We start from the raw sequence: 19610 nt of genomic DNA on the forward strand, positions 1-19610 counted from the left end.
CGGAGATGTCATTTAATCACGGCTGGTCCCCTAACAGCGGAGCCAGCTTATTCGATCGAATTAAGAGGAAAAATGCGAGTTTTTCCTCTCGTTCACGTACAAATACACTCATTGAATCAATTAAACAAAATTTAAATTATGTCCTGAATAGTCGGCCGAATGGTTGCCAAGGCTCACCATGTTTAGGGATACCTGATTTAAATGATGCGACTCAATCTGCGGTTGATTTTAAAGCCGAATTAGAGAATAGCATTGCAAGTTGCATCCTCACTTATGAACCTAGGATCACAAGTGTTGATGTGCAATTCATTGAAAATGATGCAGATAGTTTATCTTTACAATTCAGTATTAATGCTTGTATTGATTTAGATGACCAAAAGCAGCTCATTGAATTCAATATGTATTTGGATAGCAATCGTAGATACCAGTTAAAGTAGCACTCTTATGTCATCAAAAAACTATTTTACGAATGAATCAGAATACTTAAATGATTTAGCAGAACAAGTTGCGCAAGAAAAGCCGCAACTTGTCAATTTGTTATCTAATAAAATTCAAGATCCTGATAGTGCCCGTATTATCGACGGGCTATCGTATTTATCAGGTAATTTACGGCAACAAATAGATAGGCAATTTCCTGAATTAACTAATAGCTTAGCAAATATGCTATGGCCTAATTACGCACGTCCTGTACCTAGCATGACAATTGTTGAATACCAACCTAATTATGCAGAATGCCAACATGCGATAAAAATTTCAGCGGGCCAATTCTTTAATGCAATACCTATTTATGTACAAAATGAAAATACCAACCAAGAAACTTTATTTCAATGTCGATTTAGTCAAAGTCGTGACCTCTGGTTAATACCAGCGAAAATTACGCAAACCTTACAAAGAACAACCGCCATTGAAATAACATTTGAGTTGGATGAAATACAACCTCTCGCAAACATTGGTTTAAATAAATTATGTTTTTATTTAAATGGTTCTGCATTTACAACAAATCAGCTTTATTTTTTATTAAGCCAGCATATACAGAATACCTCACTAATCACAGATGAGCATGTATTACCACTTAACCAGTTTGCAGTGAAACCTGTTGGTTTTCAAAAACAGGATGCATTACTCCCTTATCCAAAAAATAGTTATGATGGTTACCGCATCTTACAAGAGTTTTTCTGTTTTCCTGAAGCCTTTCTATTTTTGGATATTCAAGGAATGGATGACATTCCCTTAGCTATCCAAACCAAGCAATTTAAACTTGTTATTAACTTTGATAAAGAAATCCCCGATGGGGTTATTCTTCATAACGATAGTATTAAACTGAATTGTACTCCCATCGTGAATTTATTCCGTGCTGACAGTGAAGCAATCAATCTCACAGGAAAAGATGAGGAATATGTATTAAGTCCTAATTACCAATACGCCCACTGTTTTGATATTTTTTCCATTAATGAAGTTTATGGATTACGCTATCCATCTGAAGGTAAAGCTTACCCGGTCACCTATACCCCATTTGAAAGCTTTTATCATCAGAACCATCACGAGCAAAATGATGGATATTATCGTTTAAAGGTAACCCAAAAAGAGCGTACCTATGGCTATGCCCATCGGCTTTCTTTTGTTCGTCAACACGAACACCAATTACAGCAATGTGACGAAACGGTTTCGATTTCACTCAATTGTACTAATCGCTATATCGCCTCCCAATTATCCACGCGATCAATTGACTTAGATAATTCATTCATACCTTATGGGGCTTTATCAGCTAAAAACTTATTCAAGCCAACAGTTCCCTTATATCCCCTACTTGATAAAACGCTGTATTGGTCTGAGCTAACGAATTTATCCCTAAACTATCAATCTTTATTGAATCTAGATTCATTAAAAAAAATATTGCAACTTTATGATTTACCTTCAGTTTATGACAAACAGACCGCAAGGCAATCCCAAAAACGTTTGGATGCATTAGTTGATTTACATTCAGAGCATATCGAACGTATCTACAAAGGACTGCCAGTTCGTGGATTAAAAACAACCTTAGTCGTACGTCAGAACGCGTTTCTTTCTGAAGGAAGCTTGTTCTTATTTTGTACTGTTATTGCTCAATTTTTTAGGCTGTATACCAGCATTAATATGTTTCATGAATTAGAAGTTCTTAACCTTGATAATAAGGAAATTTATCAGTGGCCAGCACAAATCAACCAGCACATACTGAAATAATCGATCGCTGGCTGGAACAAGCTGGCTCATCGGTTACAGAGTATAACTTTTATCAACTTGTTGAATTATTAAACAAAATGATTCATCAAGACATGGATATCACTCGTGATAATAGCGATATTATTCACTTTAAATCACACTCTAATGTCGCATTTCCAACGAGAGATATCGTGTCTTTTGAAAAGAATGCCACTCATCAGTATGAGCTAGAGGTTGCTTTTCTCGGGCTGCAAGGAAGCCAGTCGCCACTTCCTGGCTATTACCTTGATGAATTTGCTTGGGAAGATGCGCAGCAAATTCCAGGGATCTCTGATTTTTTAAATATCTTTAATCATCGATTGCTCTCTCTGCTCTATCGTATCTGGCGAAAATACCGCTATTACATTTGTTTTGAAAATGAAGGCCAAGATTCATTTTCCCAGTATATGTTTTCTCTCGTAGGATTAGGGAATGGGGCTAACCGTGGACGGATTAAAATCAATCACAGCAAAATGCTCGCTTATGCTGGCCTTTTAGCGAGCCCCAGCCGTTCAGCAGATGTCATTAGTAGCCTAATATCTCATTGTTTTGACTTAGAAAATGTAAATGTTATTGAGTGGGAAACCCGTCGTGTCCCTATCCCGGAATCACAGCAAAATAAGTTAGGCATTATTTCTCATCAACCTGGGCAAAAATCTCAACCTCGAATGTTATTAGGTGAAAATTTTAGTCTTGGGTCTCACATAGATGATTGCAATGGAAAATGCACTATAGAAATCAGTGGATTAACTATAGAACGTTATATGCGTTTTTTACCTAATGGTAGTGATTTCGCTCCTCTCGTTGCCTTCGTTTCATACATTTTTCATGAGCAATTAGCTTGGGATTTACGTCTTAGTATCGCAGAGAATCAAGCTGAAGGTTTCTGTTTAGGTAAAAAAAATCACAACCAATTAGGCTGGCAAAGCTTTTTAGGTAAACCCGCTAAAAAACCAAATATCACCATTACGGTATTGGAATAAAAGACATGGATAAACATCAGCCAATAATTTCATTTAGTATAACGAATAGTGAACAGCTAGAAAGTGGTTATCTTCCGAGCGCAACCTTGACTCAACATGGTGGCCTAATAGGTAGTGGCAATCAATGTGACTGGAAAATTCAAGATGCTGATGGTGCTATCTCTGCCTGTCAGTTTACTGTTTTCTGGAAAGATCAGCATTTTTGCTTAAAAGTAAACTCAGACTCTGTTTACATTAATCACGCAATTATTCCTATACATCTTGATGCCGTGAAACTTGCCCAAGGAGACCAAATCAGAGTGGGCAAACTGGTTATTACAACCAATATTAGTTTAACTGGGCAGCCAGTACAAAATATGATGGTAGCAACACCTCAATCGATTGTTGCAAAAGATCATAATCCTTTAGATTCATTATTTGATATTGATACGGTCAATAATGAAAACAAAGAATCCCCATTTGTTCCAACTGTTCAAGGTGCTTTCACGGCGGATCCCTTACAAGCGCTAGAAAATGAAAATCTCAGTTTAATTTCTAAGAGTCAATCCGTCGTCTCTGAACCTTCTTTATTGAGTAGCCCACTCTCTTATTCACCTACCCTTGCGATATCTGATAATCAAGAGAATACCATGGTACAAGAATTTATTGATTTACCCAAAATTACACCTTTCGAAGATGAACACATGACCGATATTGATCATGTGGCCGTTAACCCTCTCATGCATGGTTTAGGTGTCCATCTTAATTTAGCTAGCTCTCAACAAGCTAATGACTTTCTCATCGAGCTCGGTAAAACAATGAAAGCTGCTGTTGAAGGTTTACTCGCTTTGCAGCAACAGCAGGAGAGTTTACAAGATAAGCAACTCCGCCCTATTGAAGATAATCCGCTACGTCTAAACAGTAGTTATGAAGATACGATGAAATTGATGTTTACAGATGAACGTAGCCCTGTTCACCTTTCAGCACCTTCCGCCGTCACTGAAAGTTTGCACAATATGCAGTTGCATTACCATGCAAATCAAGAAGCGATATCGACTGCTTTAGCAACAATGCTTGCGGCTTTTTCTCCAGAACATTTATTAAACCGTTTTTCCCAATATCGACGTGCTTCAGATAATACGCCAATGACTGATGGCTGGGCATGGGAAATGTACAGCAACTACTACAAAGAGCTTTCTTCATCTCGGCAGCAGGGTTTTGAAAAATTATTCTATGAAGTTTATTCCCATGCTTATGACCGAGCATTAAGAAAAGGCATAGAGGAAGCTTAAAATGCAGCTTAGGACTTTTTCAGTGTTATTGCTATTTGCCTCATTTTTCATTTTGAGTGGGTGTAGTAAATCGCTACAAACAGCGTCAAAAGTGGGGCAAATTCTATTAGACCCGTCTATTCCCGTTGGCTATCCAAAAGATCAGCCATCCACGGTTGCTTTAACCATCCTCGCCGAGCCCTATATTAACCCTAATCAGGAAGGTGAAGCTGCACCGATAAATATCCAAATTGTTTATCTTAATGAAGATTCTTTATTTGGTTCTTTAGATCATGACCAGATAGAAGCTAAAGATGGGGACTTAGAGAAAGTGCTGAAGAAAAATTATATTGATCACCAAGATTACACTATCTTGCCTGGCCAATATAAGCCCTTCCCGACGATGACGCTGCAGGCATCTAATCGTTATATCGGCATTATTGCCTATTATTCAGACCCTGATAATGCCGAATGGAAAAAAATAGTCAAAGCCCGAGGTAAGGGACGCCATTACTTTATTTTAGCTCACATTAGAGAAAACGAAATCGAATTTAGACAAGAAGAGGATGATTAATATGTCGACTAAAAATAGAGTAATTTGGCGTGAAGGGCTATTTATCAAACCTCAGCATTTCCAGCAACAACAACGTCATCAAGATTACGTTACAGAAAGTATTCTCAAAAATTTTATTTCTCATTTTTGGGGATTCAGTCACTTATCTTTAAGTAACGATTTATATTCTTTAGGCCGTATTGGTATTAAGGAAGCATCTGGTGTTATGCCTGACGGTACCATTTTTTCTTTTCCTAACCAAGACTTGTCACCTCAACCAATTGATATACAAAACATTACCGACAGTGATAGTAATATTATTTATCTCGCCTTTCCTTTGACTAATGGAAACGTCAACGAAATATCAAACGAGCATAATGGGAGTCGTTTACTTTCACGTTATAGCGAATGTATAGAAAATGTTCGTGATTTACATACAGAAAATGGCGATTTAAGCACTATCCATGTTGCACAACTAAACCCCATCCTTAAACAAGGTAAAAGTGGCTTAGATGCCTACGTGGCACTGCCTATATGCCGCATTAGAGAGCGTAATGCCAACGGAAGCATAACGCTTGATGACGATTATATTCCAAGCCTTTTGAATATTCGAGCATCGCTATTACTAAATGAATTTCTCACTGAGATTGAAGGTACTTTGTATGAACGGGGTAAGCAAATTGCCTCCCGAATTGGCGCCCCTGGCCAGCAAGGTGTCGCGGATGTCGCTGAATTTATGATGCTACAAGTACTCAACCGTAGCTATCCTCTTTATTCGCACTATGCGCAAGAACCGGTTATTCATCCTGAAAAACTCTTTCGGGATTTATTAGAACTTTGTGGTGAGCTACAAACATTCACGAATTCGTCACGCTTACCCGATACCATTGCAAAATATAAACACTTTGATTTAACAAATAGCTTTCTCCCATTAATAAAAAATATCCGTGAAGCATTGAGTGTTGTCTTGACGCCTCGAGCAATTCCTATTCCGTTACAGATCCAAGAACACGGTATTCGAGTGGCCACTATTCATGACAAACAACTGCTCCAAAAAGCTGAGTTTATTATTGCAGTTAAGTCGCAGATGCCTCAGGAACAATTACGCAAACAGTTCCCACAACAAACTAAAGTAACAACGGTAAATAACATTCGTAGCTTGGTCAGTGTTCAAATACCGGGGGTTCCTTTATCTCCCCTTTCAACCGCCCCACGACAATTACCTTATCATTCCGGGTATAACTACTTCCATTTTGATCAACAAGGTAATGAATGGAAAGGGATCCAACAGGATGGCAACATCGCATTCCACGTCTCTGGGAATTTCCCTGATTTAGATATTCAGTTATGGGCAATAAGAGATGGAGCACTCTATGACTGATAATGTTTTGCTTAATCATGATGTTGATAGTGGTATTTCGCAAAAGAATTACCAAATCCCACTTAGGGGTAACAACATTAATCCAATGATTGATGCTGCAACACCTCTTTTAGGTATGGTTTTACGAATGAAAGCGATGTCTGAAACACCACTTTCAGAAAAACTTTACCAGCAAGTGGTCATGGACATCACTTCGATTGAACAACAATTACAAATACAAGGTTACGAGCCTGGGGCCATTGTTTCGTTCCGCTATGTCTTGTGCACTTTCATTGATGAAACAGCTCTTGGATTGGGCTGGGATCAAGAAAATGGCTGGGTAAAACAGTCACTACTTGTTCACTTTCATAATGAGTCTTGGGGGGGCGAAAAGGTCTTTATTTTAATTGAAAGATTACTAGGTGAACCCAAACGTTACCTCGACCTCATTGAGTTTATCTACCTTTGTCTCTGTCTTGGATACCGTGGTCGTTACAAAGTATCTGCGGGTCAGAATGATGAATTTAATCATTTACTTAGACGCTTACAGAAACAAATACAACAACTTAAAGGTGATCCAAAACCAGTTGTTCTCTTTGAGAAAGGCGATAACAAGCAGAGCCGCTACCGTTTAGGTAAACGGTTAGGTATGCGTTACATCATCATTGGTACTGCAATATTTGCGTTCATTATTTATCAAATATATTCATCCCAACTGAATTACCAAACACTCAGTATTGTGGAACAACTTAATACTTTACTCGGCTAGGGCGCACTATGATCCAAATTGATCTCTCAACACTTGTAAACCGATTACACCCGATTGCTAAGCATGCGTTAGAAAGCGCAGCAGCCTACTGTGTAAGTCATCAACAGCCTGAAATTACGATTGCTCAGTTTCTTCAGAAACTCATTGAGACACCATTAACTGACATTCGCCTAATCAGCCAGAAGAGTACTTTGGATATTAATAAGTTGTCTGAATTATTAGATATTCAAATTCCACCTCATCAAGCCATAACACAGAGCTACCCGAGTTTCTCCCCATTATTAGTGGAGTGGATGAAAGACAGTTGGTTACTTGCATCGACGGAATTCAACCACAGTGAACTTCGCTCAGGCGTTCTCTTTCTGACATTATTACAAATGCCATTGCGTTACCTCCCAAAGCCTGTTGCAGACATGCTTTCGCAAGTAAACCGGGAGCAACTAAAACTCAGTTTTGATAAGTGGACAGAAGGGTCTGCTGAATCACCTTTTGACGAACAAGCACCTCAAAATAACGGCAAAATCGCGTCGGACTCATTGTTAGCAAAATTTACGCAAAACATGACCGAACAAGCTCGAAATAATGAACTTGACCCTGTTTTATGTCGCGATCATGAAATCGACCTTATGATTGATATCCTTTGCCGTCGCCGAAAAAATAACCCTGTTGTTGTTGGGGAACCTGGAGTCGGAAAAAGCGCGCTTATTGAAGGCCTCGCATTACGTATTATCGCCGGTGAAATCCCTGAAAAATTAATAGGGTGTGAACTTCTAACCTTAGATTTAGGTGCATTACAAGCCGGTGCAGCGGTTAAAGGCGAATTTGAGAAACGTTTTAAAGGCATCATGCAAGAAGTCTCTCAATCTCCTCATCCAATAATTCTATTCATCGATGAAGCACACACATTAATTGGGGCTGGTAACCAACAAGGTGGCCTCGATGTTTCTAATTTATTAAAGCCAGCGTTAGCGCGTGGTGAATTGAGAACAATCGCCGCAACCACTTGGAGCGAATATAAAAAATATTTCGAAAAAGATGCTGCATTAGCTCGCCGTTTTCAGTTAGTTCAAGTCAAAGAGCCAACATCTGCGGACGCAATTATCATTATGCGTGGTTTACGTTCTATTTATGAAAAAGCACATCATGTTTTTATTGATGATGAGGCTCTTAGAGCCAGTGCTGAACTGAGTGAACGTTATATTTCAGGACGCCAATTACCCGATAAAGCCATTGATGTATTAGATACCGCGTGTGCAAGAGCAGCGATCAATTTATCTTCACCACCAAAAATGCTCTCTTCATTAAAAACAGATCTCCAGCAAATAGAGATGGAGACAGTGATATTAAAAAGAGAACATCATCTTGGCTTGGATAATCACTCAGAGCGCCTTGAGGAATTAGCATCAAAAGCAAATGCGATTGAGCAAAAAGCTTCCGATATACAACAAGCATGGGAACAACAACAAGCGCTTGTTTCACAAATTATAACTTTGCGCTCAACATTATTAGACGATGAAAATACCGAGCTCCAGTCCGAAGAGGCTCGTCATTCAGATGAACTGAAACAGGAATTGCAAACATTAGACCAGCAACTTGCACAGCTGCATGAAACACACTTACTCGTTTCACCACACGTCGATAAAAAGCAAATTGCAGCTGTCATCGCAGAATGGACAGGTGTGCCGCTAAATCGATTATCACAAGATGCTTTATCTATTGTTACCGATCTTCCTACCTACTTAGAAGAAAGCATTAAAGGGCAATCATTAGCAATACAGTGCTTACACAAACATTTGTTAACGGCACGCGCTGATTTACGCCGACCAGGTCGCCCTTTAGGTGCATTTTTATTGGCAGGGCCAAGTGGTGTCGGTAAAACAGAAACCGTGATCCAAATTGCCCAATTAATGTTTGGTGGAACCCAATACCTAACGACCATCAATATGTCTGAGTTTCAAGAGAAACACACGGTATCTCGTCTCATCGGTTCACCTCCTGGTTATGTCGGCTATGGTGAGGGCGGAATATTAACAGAAGCTATTCGTCAAAAACCTTATTCTGTTGTTCTACTTGATGAAGTCGAGAAAGCGCATCCAGACGTTCTAAACTTGTTTTATCAAGCATTTGATAAAGGCGAGATAGCGGATGGTGAAGGACGAGTTATTGACTGCAAAAATATCGCATTCTTCCTAACATCTAATTTAGGTGACCATGTGATTAGCGCTTATGCGGACAAGCCAGATGAGCTGCAAGATGCACTTTATCCTGAGCTCACCACATTTTTTAAACCCGCGCTACTGGCCCGCATGGAAGTTGTCCCTTATTTACCTCTTTCGACTGCTATTTTACGACAAATTGTTGATAGTAAGCTGATGCGTCTTATGCTCTTATTGAAACAACGTTTTAATGCAAAAATTCAGTTAGAAGAAAACGTCCCTAGTGAAATTTTACGTCGAGCTTCTCGCGCGGAAAATGGCGCACGTATCTTAGAATCAATTATTGATGGTGCTTTATTGCCGCCTCTTTCTTTGTTACTTCTTCAGTTCAGTGCCCGTAATGAAACCATCTCCCATATTCGTTTAACAACGGAAAATGGTGAATTTATTGCGGAGGTTAACAAAGAAAAATGAAAGCAAGACTAAAAAATGCCCTTGCTCTTCTTGAGTGCCATGACATAGAAGCGCTAGCCGTTCAATTTTTGACATATAGTTTTTCGCGCAGCGCATTCAGCGGGCTAATTATTTCATTGGTCAATAAAACCGAAAATAGATTAGAAAGCTGGAACATTGACCACTCACTCCAAGTTCAAAGCCATTTTTTAGACACTGATATTACTGATGCCGATCACCCTTTAATACAACTTGTATTAAAGGGGGAACCCACATTTTGGAAGAATTTACAGCAAGGTAGCTATATTAATAACGCGTCATTACGTGATTTTATTTCGCAACTTCCAGTCAATACTGGGCTGTATAGCTTACCACTGCATGATCTGAACCATAAACCATGCGGCGCCATTATTCTTTTAGGGCAGGCAAAAGAGTTGGAAAATTTCGAACAGGGCATTTTCCCTATTTATTGTGAGCTCTTTCATCAGCAATTAAAACGCATTCTTGAATTGGCAAATACGCAACAAAAAATTTCTCACTTGCAATATCTCAATCAGTTGCAGAAGGAAAAGGAAGTCAGCCTCAATGAGGCCTTAAACATATTAACGGCATCAATCACAAGCATGGAACCAACAACAAATAATCCAAATAATATTAACGACTTAGAAGCTGCCGTAGAGGGCTATGAAAAAGAAATTTTATTAAACAAGCGGCGAGAGCTAAAGGGAGATATCAACGCAATGGCAGAACACCTCAACATATCTAAGCGTGCGCTGATATATAAATTGAAGAAGTACGGAGTATAAAATGAAAATACTGAAACTCTTTTTTTGCTCTTTGATGCCAGTTTTCTTCACTTTGTCTGGAAAAGCTGAAAGCAATATCAGCCAGAAGATCGCTGAAGAACTCACCCAGTGTCGTCTAGAATCTTCTCAGCTTATTCGCTTAGATTGCTATGACAAAATAGCGCAGTCCTCTACGCCTGCGGCCAATACTTCACCTAATATCGCTCAAATGGGAAAAACTTGGCGCCAAGCTTATGAACACGAAATGAAACGTGTCGAAAATAGTGCGGGTTTCTTAGTCTCAATACCTGAAGATGGTGATTACCCCGTCATTATGACCATTCCAGCCATTGGTTTTCAGCCTCCTCGTCCTGTTCTCATGTTGAGTTGCATCGACAACATTACCCGTATGCAAATTATTTTACCCAATAAACAAGATGCAGGCAGTGTCATGGTCTCAACCGATAGAACGCAATTCACTGCAGAATGGTTTTTACGTGAAAATGGCTATGTATTGGAATCAAGCCGTGGTTTACCTGGCATAGATGAAATCAAGCGTTTATTAAATGGCGAAAAATTGACCTTGAAATTAACGAATAACGAAAAACTAACGTTCAATATTTCAGGGATGTCCCAAGAAATTAAACCATTAAGAGCCGCTTGCCACTGGTAAAAATAATGACAAACAATACCCCTTATTCTTGGAAAGAACAGTTGCTTGCCCATCTTGATGAGCAGCTGGTGTGTCGTGCTGTGAACGATAGTGACCCCGACTGGGAGTATATCGATAGTGAAATGATAAAATTCGGCTCTCTTAGTCACAGCCAATTAGATGTTAAAGAAATTCAACGTCGGTGTTTGCGGTTGCTTGAAACACAGACAAAAGATTTCCGCTTAATCGTTCACTTATTACGTACCTTACAGCATGCTGGTGAACCTAAAGAGTTAGTTTTAGCAGCGCAGATCCTTTCTGATTTTACGCGCCAGTATTGGCATGTCTGCTATCCAACGAATATTAAGCTCAAGGTACGTCTAGCTAACCAAATTCTAAAACGCTTCGAATCAGTGAACGATATTTTTTGCCGTTCTGCTAATAGCAAAATGCGTGATGATATTCTGGGATCTTTTGCCTATTTAGCTCAATTTTGGCATGAACAGAGCCCCGAACTTTCTGAACAAGTTGATGCATTGAGTCGAGGTTATCAACGAATTGAAGAAAGCGAACAGCCCATCGTGTTAGCTTCAGCGCCAAAAGAAGCCGCAAGACCTATTACAGAAGCTGTACAACCACCAGCAAATAGCCTTGTCATGCCAGCAATCAATATAAATCAACATGACGAAAGACAATGGAAGCAAACGCTACTCCAAATTTCAGAGATTATTTGTTTGCAAATACCTGAAAGTTCAATTGGTTATCGCTTACGACGCTATGCTATCTGGCATTCCATTACAATGCTGCCTCAAGCCGATCGTCAAGGTAAAACCCCATTAGCGCCGGTTTCGATGGATCGCATAATGGATTACAGAGCCCAACTTTCTCAACCATCAAACTCCCTATTAAATAATATAGAGCAAAGCTTATCACTATCGCCTTATTGGCTAGAAGGCCACATGCTTGCAGCACAAGCAGCAGCTAAACTGGGTTATTCAGAAGTCGCGGATGGTATCTCAGAGGAGTTACGTCTTTTTTTAGCTCGCCTTCCAAATCTCGTCAATTTGCATTTTTCTGATATGAGCCCTTTCGTCCCCGACAGTGTGAAAGAATGGTTAGAAGATTGTCGCCAAACAGAGAGTGGCCAATTATCTCATTCAAATACCACATTATTACAGCAAGATGTTTTACTGTGCTATGAACAACAAGGGCTTGAAGCCGCATTGAAACTCATTGAGTCAAGCCTTGTCACTGCAATAGAGCCTAGAGATAAATTTTATGGGCAATTATTGTCAGCGCAACTATTCGAGCTCTCAGGAATGGGCTATATGGCGGCCCACTTATATCAGCAACTTTATACCGCTACTTTACACATTTCACTCGAGGATTGGGAACCCAGCCTCGTAAGACAACTCGTTCAAAAAACAGACAAAACACAAGAAACAACAATGACTATGGATAGGGATCTACAATAATGAAATTACCGTTTTTCTCCATTTCAAACATAACCAATTCGGTAAAAAAACTGTTTTTTGCTGATAGGCCAAAAATTGCCTCCTTTTTCCTATTTTTATTAGCGTTACTCCCTGCTCTCGTCATTGTGTGGATTTGGTGGTGGGGGCCGACATTCACTTATCAAGACTCAAAGCCATTTAGTACACTCACCTCACGCTGGCTTGCTACGTTAATTATTATTTTGCTTGTTGTCAGTTGGATAGGTTTAGTTACATGGCGTCGAGTAAAAAAACTTGAAGCCTTAAAACTCGATGTTGAGTTAACCGTTGTTGATCCCGTTAGGCAGGATATAGACTTCCAAAATCGTTATTTAGACTATTGGAAATCTCAATTTACGCGCCACCTAAATGGCCATACTAAGGCCGTTTATTTACGCCCTTGGTATTTTGTTTTAGGTGCAAACCAAAGCGGAAAACATAGCTTATTAAAAAACGCGCTAAATCCATTGGATATCGCGCCAAGTGACAATATCGTTAATGAACAAAAGCTGCCTTTAAATATTGAGTGCTTGTTGACGGATAATGCCGTTCTTTTCGTTCCTAACGGCAAACTATTGACTCAACCAAATGAACATCATGAAAAACCTCAGCTCTATCATCGGTTGTGGGAAGAGTTACTTAATTGGATAAAGACTAATCGTTCAAGACAACCCATGAACGGGATTATTTTAACGGTAGATACCTTATCTCTACTCACCAATACGAAAGAACAAAATAGCCAATTAATTGCTGACCTGCAAATGCGTATTGAAGAAATTAGAATGACTTTTAATAGTCAACTACCATTATATATCGTATTAACGAAGCTAGATTTATTACGTGGTTTCGATTCAATGTACCAGTCATTGGATGCGCAACAACGTAACCAAGTACTGGGGGTTTCTTTCGATCTTAAATCTCAAAAAGATTGGAAGACGGGTTTAACGCATTTCTGGTTACAGTGGGTTAGCCAAATGAATAGCGCACTACCAGAAATGATGCTACAACGAGCAGAAGGTAACCAACGTAGTGATTTATTCAGCTTTGTACGTCAAATAGAAGGGTTACAGAGCCACGTTATAACATTAATTAATGCACTGTTGATTAATAACGAGCAACATAATATTTGTTTAAGGGGCGTTTATCTCACCTCTGCATTGCAGATTGGCCAAATAGACGATGTCTTTAGCCAAACGGCATCCGTGCAATACCATTTACCAACAGCCCCACTAACAACTTGGCCAATCAATGATAGCCACCCTTATTTTACACATAATTTATTTGATCAAGTCCTCTTCAGTGAGCCGAATTTAGCCGCTGAAAATCAATATTGGGTCAAAAAGCACCGTTCTCGCCTCTTAGTCACAACACTGGCCAGTTTTGCTGGTTTAATTGCACTTTGGAGTGGTTGGAACCACTATTATGATAAAAACTACCGCGCCGGTGAGAGTGTGCTTAATGAGGTTAAAGCATTCAGAACGATAGATAATAACGTCCAAAAAGATACTGATGGTAGCTTACAACTTCCTGTCCTCAACCCATTACGTGAAGCGACACTTGCCTATGGGAACCACCGCGATAAAAATGTGCTATTTTCTGATATGGGACTGTATCAAGGCCAAAAAGTCGGCCCACAAGTTGAGCAAGTTTATCTGCAATTACTGACCGAGCGTTTCTTACCTGCAATTATGTCAGGGCTTTTAATTGAGCTTAATAATGCAGATAAGGGCAGTGAAGATAAACTCGAAATTTTACGTATTATGCGCATGTTAGAAGACAAAACAGGGCGTAATAATGGCATGGTTGAAGACTTTATGGCGAATTATTGGAGCCATCTATTCACTGGGCAACGTGAAAAACAAATGCTATTAAAAGCACACTTACGTTATGCACTTGAACACACTGATTGGAAAGCGGAACGAGACAACGGTCTGATGACTGCGATTAAGGCCTTCACGCCTTTTGCGACCCCCATTAAAAATGCCCAGAAAGAACTCAGTGTGTTATCGCTTTATCAACGTGTGTACCAGGCGTTACGGTTAAAAGCCAACCAAGAACTTTCAGCACCTTTAAATTTGCAATATCAAATAGGCCCAAGTTTTAATACTGTTTTTACCGCGATTGATGAGGATAAATTAGAAATCCCACAGTTTTTAACACGTTCAGGATTATTAAACTATTTTATTCGCCAAAATGACAAATTAGTTGAACTTACGTTGCTCGATGCTTGGGTGCTCAATCTCACATCAAATACCCAATATAGTGAGAATGACCGTAAAGAAATTCAACGTCAAATCAGTGAGCAATATATCAGTGATTATATCGCTCAATGGCGTAACGGAATGAGTAATTTAGAAATTCGTGAATTTGACTCAATCCAAGATGAAATCATCGCACTTGAACAAATCATCAGCGGAGAACAGCCTTTACGTCGTGCCTTACAAGTTTTGCGTGATAATACGGTCATTCCATCAATTGATGCAAGTTTACCTATTGAGAAACAAAAAAGCTTGATGGCAGAACCTTCTTACCGTTTATTAACTCGTTTAGATAGAGAATTTACACCCCAAACGGAAATACTGGTCAGTAATCAAGGAGAAAACTTACAAAATCTTAATCAAAAATTGAATGATTTGCATCGATATTTGTTGGGAATACAAAACTCTCCAGTACCGGGTAAAGCGGCACTTAAAGCCGTATCCATGAGACTCAATGATAATAATAAAGATGCCATATTTGAACTATCACAAATGGCTAAAACATTGCCTGAACCGCTCAATCGTTGGGTAGATGAAATCGCTGAGCAAGCTTGGAATGTTGTCCAGAAAGAAGCTATTCGACATATGGAAGTTGAATGGAATGAAAATGTTGTAAAACAATATAATACCTATATTGCGGGTCGCTATCCGTTTAATCCAAACTCAAAACAAGATGTTCCATTAAGTGAGTTTGAACGTTTCTTTAAACCTAATGGCACACTCGATAGCTTCTATCAACAGAACTTACGTTTATTTGTTGAAAATAACTTAGTCGATAATCGGGATAGTCAATCGCTGATCCGCTCTGATGTTTTAGCGCAAATTGAAACTGCAAATCGCATAAGAGAAACCTTTTTTAATGCACAAGGTAATTTAGAAGCACAATTTGCAGTTGAACCGCTTTCATTAAGTGGCAATAAACGTCGTAGTATCTTAAACCTTGACGGTCAGCTCATTGATTATGCTCATAGCCGTAGCCATGTCACGCATCTCGTTTGGCCAAACTCGATGCGCTCAAATATTGAAAGCAAACTGACTCTGGTTCCTCTTTCTGGTGATAAATCACCTCGTTCTGTTAGTTTCTCGGGGCCATGGGCACAAATGCGTCTGGTCGATAGTGCAAAGTTAATGAATATCAAATCTAATTCATTCGATATTCGCTTCACGATTGATAGTGGGGATATGACTTATCGAGTTCTGGTTGATGAGTCTAATAATCCTTTCTTCGGTGGATTATTCACAAAATTCCGTTTACCTGAAACCCTTTACTAATGTGATTGCCTCCACTTTATGTGGGGGCATAGGATATTCAACGAGATGAAATCAGAACATTTAGTCATTAAAATCGGGAACTCCCCTTTAGATACTCCTGAATTTATTGCTCTTAAAACAGAATTTAACAAGTTAAGTCATCCTGCACGCCCAGAGGTTAGTTGGACACTCATTGAGTCACTTTGTTTATCTCTCTTTAAAAATCATGGTATTGACCTACAAAGCGGGGCTTATTACACAATTGCACGGTTACAACGCCATGGACTCAGTGGCTTTACTGAAGGCTGTGAATTATTAGCGAGTGTTATTGTGACTCATTGGGATGCGTTATGGCCTGAAAAACCGAATCAACGAACAGAAGCACTCAACTGGTTTAATACAAAGGCTAGCGCCCTGCTCCGCCAGCAAACCTATGAAACAAAAGACCTCCGTTTGGTTTACCGCTCAGAACGCGCACTACAATTAATCATTGATAAACTGGCTAAAACAACGTGGGAAAAACTACCTAAAATTGAAAACTTGTTATGGTTCTTTCAAAACTTAGCCAAACAGCTTGAAAAGCAGGAAGAATATGCAAAACAGAATACATCCGAATCTGTCACGCTCCCGCCTTTAGTGTATATCCAACAACCCGCTAAACAGGTAGAACAACCATCACCAACATTTATTTTTGAACCCCCTGAGCCCGCATCGACATTAACAGTAACAACTAAAAAAATGAGCGCTACCCGTGGTTTTATATGGGGTTGTGTGCTCAGTAGTGTACTCTTTTTAGTCTGTGGATTTAGCGCCTATGTGTATTTTAAACATGAGATGGAGGCTATAACGTCCATTCCTGAAGGTGCTGTTGCCAAATGGTTATTTAAACCCGACATAAATACCTATGAATATCATTTAGCTTTGCTTGAAAAGCGTTCACCTCTCGCTAATTTAAAACTGATCGAGAACATGCAAGAAAAAGCAAAATCTTATTGGCCTGCGGATGCTGATCAGGCTTACTTCAGCCGAAATTGGCAAAACCAATATGAGACGCGTTTAGAAAATATGCCTATTAATGATAGTTGGTCTGAAACAGCGATGTTATTACAGCAACTTTCAAATAAAATTATTCAACAAGAAAAAAACCGAGGTAGTTTTACATTATCCTATTTAAAAACCGCCATCTATGACATTCAAAAGCAGCACAATAAGGTGGAGCCTATTGAGGAAAAGCTTCGTCAATTATCACTACAAATTAAAAATGGGCAGCCAGTTTCCCCTGCCACACTCATCAATATTGATAATAAAATTAATGGATTATTAGCTCGTTACTATGAATTACAAAAACAAGCAGAGCAAAAAGGTTTAAAACCCAGCTCATATTCATCTTTTGGATTAAGTCATGAGTGAAATAAAATATATTAAAGAAAAGCAATACTTACAAAAGCTATTCAGTGAATATGCCGATAAGAAACCACATTTAGCAGATGTGTTAGATCCTCAAGATCCACAAACGAGTTATCTATTGGAAGGATTTGCTTTTTTGTCTGCACGTTTACAAGATAAAATTGATGATGCATTTCCTGAAATCACATTACCTCTACTGCAACGGCTTGATTCCCAAGCGATAAAAGGGCTTCCATCGACGACTATTGTACAAATTGACCAAAATGAATTGCTTTCTTTTCCAGTAGAGATAAATAAAGACCATCTTGTCTTAGGTAATAATGGGGCTCGTTTTAGCTTTTGTCATGATCTCGTCGTGACACCCTATAGTCTTCTTGATAGGAAAATTATTCAACACCCAAATCGCTCATGTATTTCGCTTGAAATACAGTATCGAGGTGAAACTAAATTTCATTCAACAAGTTCACTTGATATTTTTTTAGGAGCCAATAAAAAAACATCAGAAATCTTATTACTCGCATTTAGCCAGTATTTTGAAAAAATTGAAGTCATCCATAATCATATTCGCTATGAGGGTGATCCACTTAATTACGCTTTCGAACCCAAAATTGGAAAGCCCTATAAAATTTTTCCGCAAGAAAATGTATCACTCAGTGCTCCACAGCAATTATTAGAAGGCCTTTATTTACCTCATGTTCATCATTTTGTTGAGCTCAATATTCCCCAAGTTGTCACTGAGTTAGATTGGGAGCAAGAAAGGCGTTTTACAGTTAACATCTATTTAAATCAACAGCTTCCTTTGACACAAGAGGAATGTGAAAATAGCTTTTATTTAAATTGTGCTCCTGCAATAGATACCGAAGCACAACACACCCTGCTAATTGATTTTAAAGAAAATAAATCAAGTTATTTACTTCCTATCCCTAGCCATCACTACTTGGCTGACCTCTTTGAAATCCAACTTTCACTTGAGCCACATGAACAAGAGAGAGGCATATATTGTCATTTTTATCCTACGACAGAATTGACGGCATCTTCACGCCTTATGCCTCAATACCATAAAACCCTTTTTTACTCCTTAACGATGGAGAAAAATATCACGGGACATACCCTTTATTATTTAAATTTTTTTGATAATAAAGGCGCCCCTATGGTAACACCGCCCAGCTTACATTTTTCATGTATTTATACAGGCTTTGAACGTAACCAAAAAAACGAAATTGGCTTATTAAACCAACACAGTGAAAAAATGCCTGACGGAATTAAAACGGGAAATATCACGTTATTGTCACCTTGCTATCCTCCTATCGTCAATAACCATCATTTTTGGCAATTACTATCCCACTACAGTGCTAATGCCTCAATGCTAATGTCGTTAGAAAGCATAAAACACCTAATTGCTGATTATATTCTCTATCGAGATACTGATAGGCAAGTGACACGAAAATGTGAGCGACTATTGTCTGGGCTCATTGAGCTGAAAACACATTTATATGACCATATATTAAAAGGTAAACCTTACCGGTGTTTATCTTTATCTCTACTACTTGATAACGCCCAATATGAAAGCGAAGGTGAGGCCTTTGTATTTACCACTCATCTCTATCACTTTTTTCCATTTTGCCTATCTGAAAATATGTTATTAGAGATGTCTGTGACACTGAATGATGAGAAAAAAACAATGTGGCATTTATCTCCATCCCCCCTAAAAGGACATAAGTCAATGATTTAATTATCTCTCTTAATGAGTAACTAATTAAAGTATCCCAAAGACTATCTCAATATAGTAAAGGGGAGCATAAAAAGTGTGGCGCAAAAACGCTTCAATTGCATCCCCGCCCTATGAACTTATAAGGCAGCGTTGCCTGCTTTTAAAGTTTCAAGGTTGCAGTGATTCGCTGTTGTAAAGGGCTAATAATCCTATCTCTGTTTAATGACTAGAATTCATAAAGCCCATCTCACTACAGCGAAGGTATTCTTGCACAAACTCATTATTCAGCTC

14 protein-coding genes are annotated in these 19610 nt (G+C 38.9%); all 14 read left to right on the top strand.

All coding sequences use genetic code 11. From position 1 onward, the window contains the following. Positions 1 to 5 precede the first annotated feature (5 nt). The 14 genes from tssE to PSF42_RS01900 are packed head-to-tail and all read left to right on the top strand — an operon-like array spanning position 6 to position 19340. Positions 6 to 437 carry a type VI secretion system baseplate subunit TssE gene (tssE, locus tag PSF42_RS01835; RefSeq protein ID WP_125890745.1) on the top strand — a complete coding sequence of 144 codons (432 nt, stop codon included), beginning with the start codon at positions 6 to 8 and terminating at the stop codon, positions 435 to 437. 7 nt (positions 438 to 444) lie between these two features. Further along, positions 445 to 2220, top strand: coding sequence for a type VI secretion system baseplate subunit TssF (tssF, locus tag PSF42_RS01840; RefSeq protein ID WP_125890744.1), 1776 nt, complete (start codon positions 445 to 447; stop codon positions 2218 to 2220). Then, a complete protein-coding gene (gene tssG / locus PSF42_RS01845; protein ID WP_125890743.1) occupies positions 2184 to 3221 on the top strand; it encodes a type VI secretion system baseplate subunit TssG in 1038 nt (345 codons plus the stop codon). The genes tssF and tssG overlap by 37 nt, the downstream gene beginning before the upstream one ends. 5 nt (positions 3222 to 3226) lie before the next feature. Further along, on the top strand, positions 3227 to 4492 hold the full coding sequence (tagH, locus tag PSF42_RS01850; protein WP_213914120.1) for a type VI secretion system-associated FHA domain protein TagH: 1266 nt from the start codon (positions 3227 to 3229) through the stop codon (positions 4490 to 4492). Position 4493: 1 nt separating this feature from the next. Beyond that, a complete protein-coding gene (gene tssJ, locus PSF42_RS01855; protein ID WP_125890742.1) occupies positions 4494 to 5045 on the top strand; it encodes a type VI secretion system lipoprotein TssJ in 552 nt (183 codons plus the stop codon). A 1-nt stretch (position 5046) separates the two neighbouring features. Continuing rightward, entirely contained in the window at positions 5047 to 6405 is a 1359-nt protein-coding gene (gene tssK / locus PSF42_RS01860) for a type VI secretion system baseplate subunit TssK (RefSeq protein WP_185746842.1), read from the top strand. Beyond that, positions 6398 to 7153 carry a type IVB secretion system protein IcmH/DotU gene (icmH, locus tag PSF42_RS01865; RefSeq protein WP_125890740.1) on the top strand — a complete coding sequence of 252 codons (756 nt, stop codon included), beginning with the start codon at positions 6398 to 6400 and terminating at the stop codon, positions 7151 to 7153. Before tssK ends, icmH begins: the two co-directional genes overlap by 8 nt. A gap of 8 nt (positions 7154 to 7161) precedes the next feature. After that, positions 7162 to 9783 (top strand): type VI secretion system ATPase TssH, encoded by a 2622-nt coding sequence (tssH, locus tag PSF42_RS01870; protein ID WP_125890739.1) that lies wholly within the window; start codon positions 7162 to 7164, stop codon positions 9781 to 9783. Next, entirely contained in the window at positions 9780 to 10568 is a 789-nt protein-coding gene (locus tag PSF42_RS01875; protein ID WP_125890738.1) for a helix-turn-helix domain-containing protein, read from the top strand. The genes tssH and PSF42_RS01875 overlap by 4 nt, the downstream gene beginning before the upstream one ends. 1 nt (position 10569) lies before the next feature. Next, positions 10570 to 11220, top strand: coding sequence for a type VI secretion system-associated protein VasI (vasI, locus tag PSF42_RS01880; protein WP_272679351.1), 651 nt, complete (start codon positions 10570 to 10572; stop codon positions 11218 to 11220). Between the two features lie 5 nt (positions 11221 to 11225). Further along, positions 11226 to 12674, top strand: coding sequence for a type VI secretion system protein TssA (gene tssA, locus PSF42_RS01885; protein ID WP_272679352.1), 1449 nt, complete (start codon positions 11226 to 11228; stop codon positions 12672 to 12674). Beyond that, positions 12674 to 16222 (top strand): type VI secretion system membrane subunit TssM, encoded by a 3549-nt coding sequence (tssM, locus tag PSF42_RS01890; protein ID WP_125890735.1) that lies wholly within the window; start codon positions 12674 to 12676, stop codon positions 16220 to 16222. The genes tssA and tssM overlap by 1 nt, the downstream gene beginning before the upstream one ends. A gap of 45 nt (positions 16223 to 16267) precedes the next feature. Continuing rightward, entirely contained in the window at positions 16268 to 17611 is a 1344-nt protein-coding gene (locus tag PSF42_RS01895) for a VasL domain-containing protein (RefSeq protein ID WP_254879908.1), read from the top strand. Continuing rightward, positions 17604 to 19340, top strand: a complete 1737-nt coding sequence (locus PSF42_RS01900; RefSeq protein WP_125890734.1) for a type VI secretion system baseplate subunit TssF — start codon at positions 17604 to 17606, stop codon at positions 19338 to 19340. The genes PSF42_RS01895 and PSF42_RS01900 overlap by 8 nt, the downstream gene beginning before the upstream one ends. The last annotated feature ends 270 nt before the right edge of the window (positions 19341 to 19610 follow it).

Source organism: Providencia sp. PROV032 (assembly GCF_028484875.1).
GTDB lineage: Bacteria > Pseudomonadota > Gammaproteobacteria > Enterobacterales > Enterobacteriaceae > Providencia > Providencia rettgeri_E.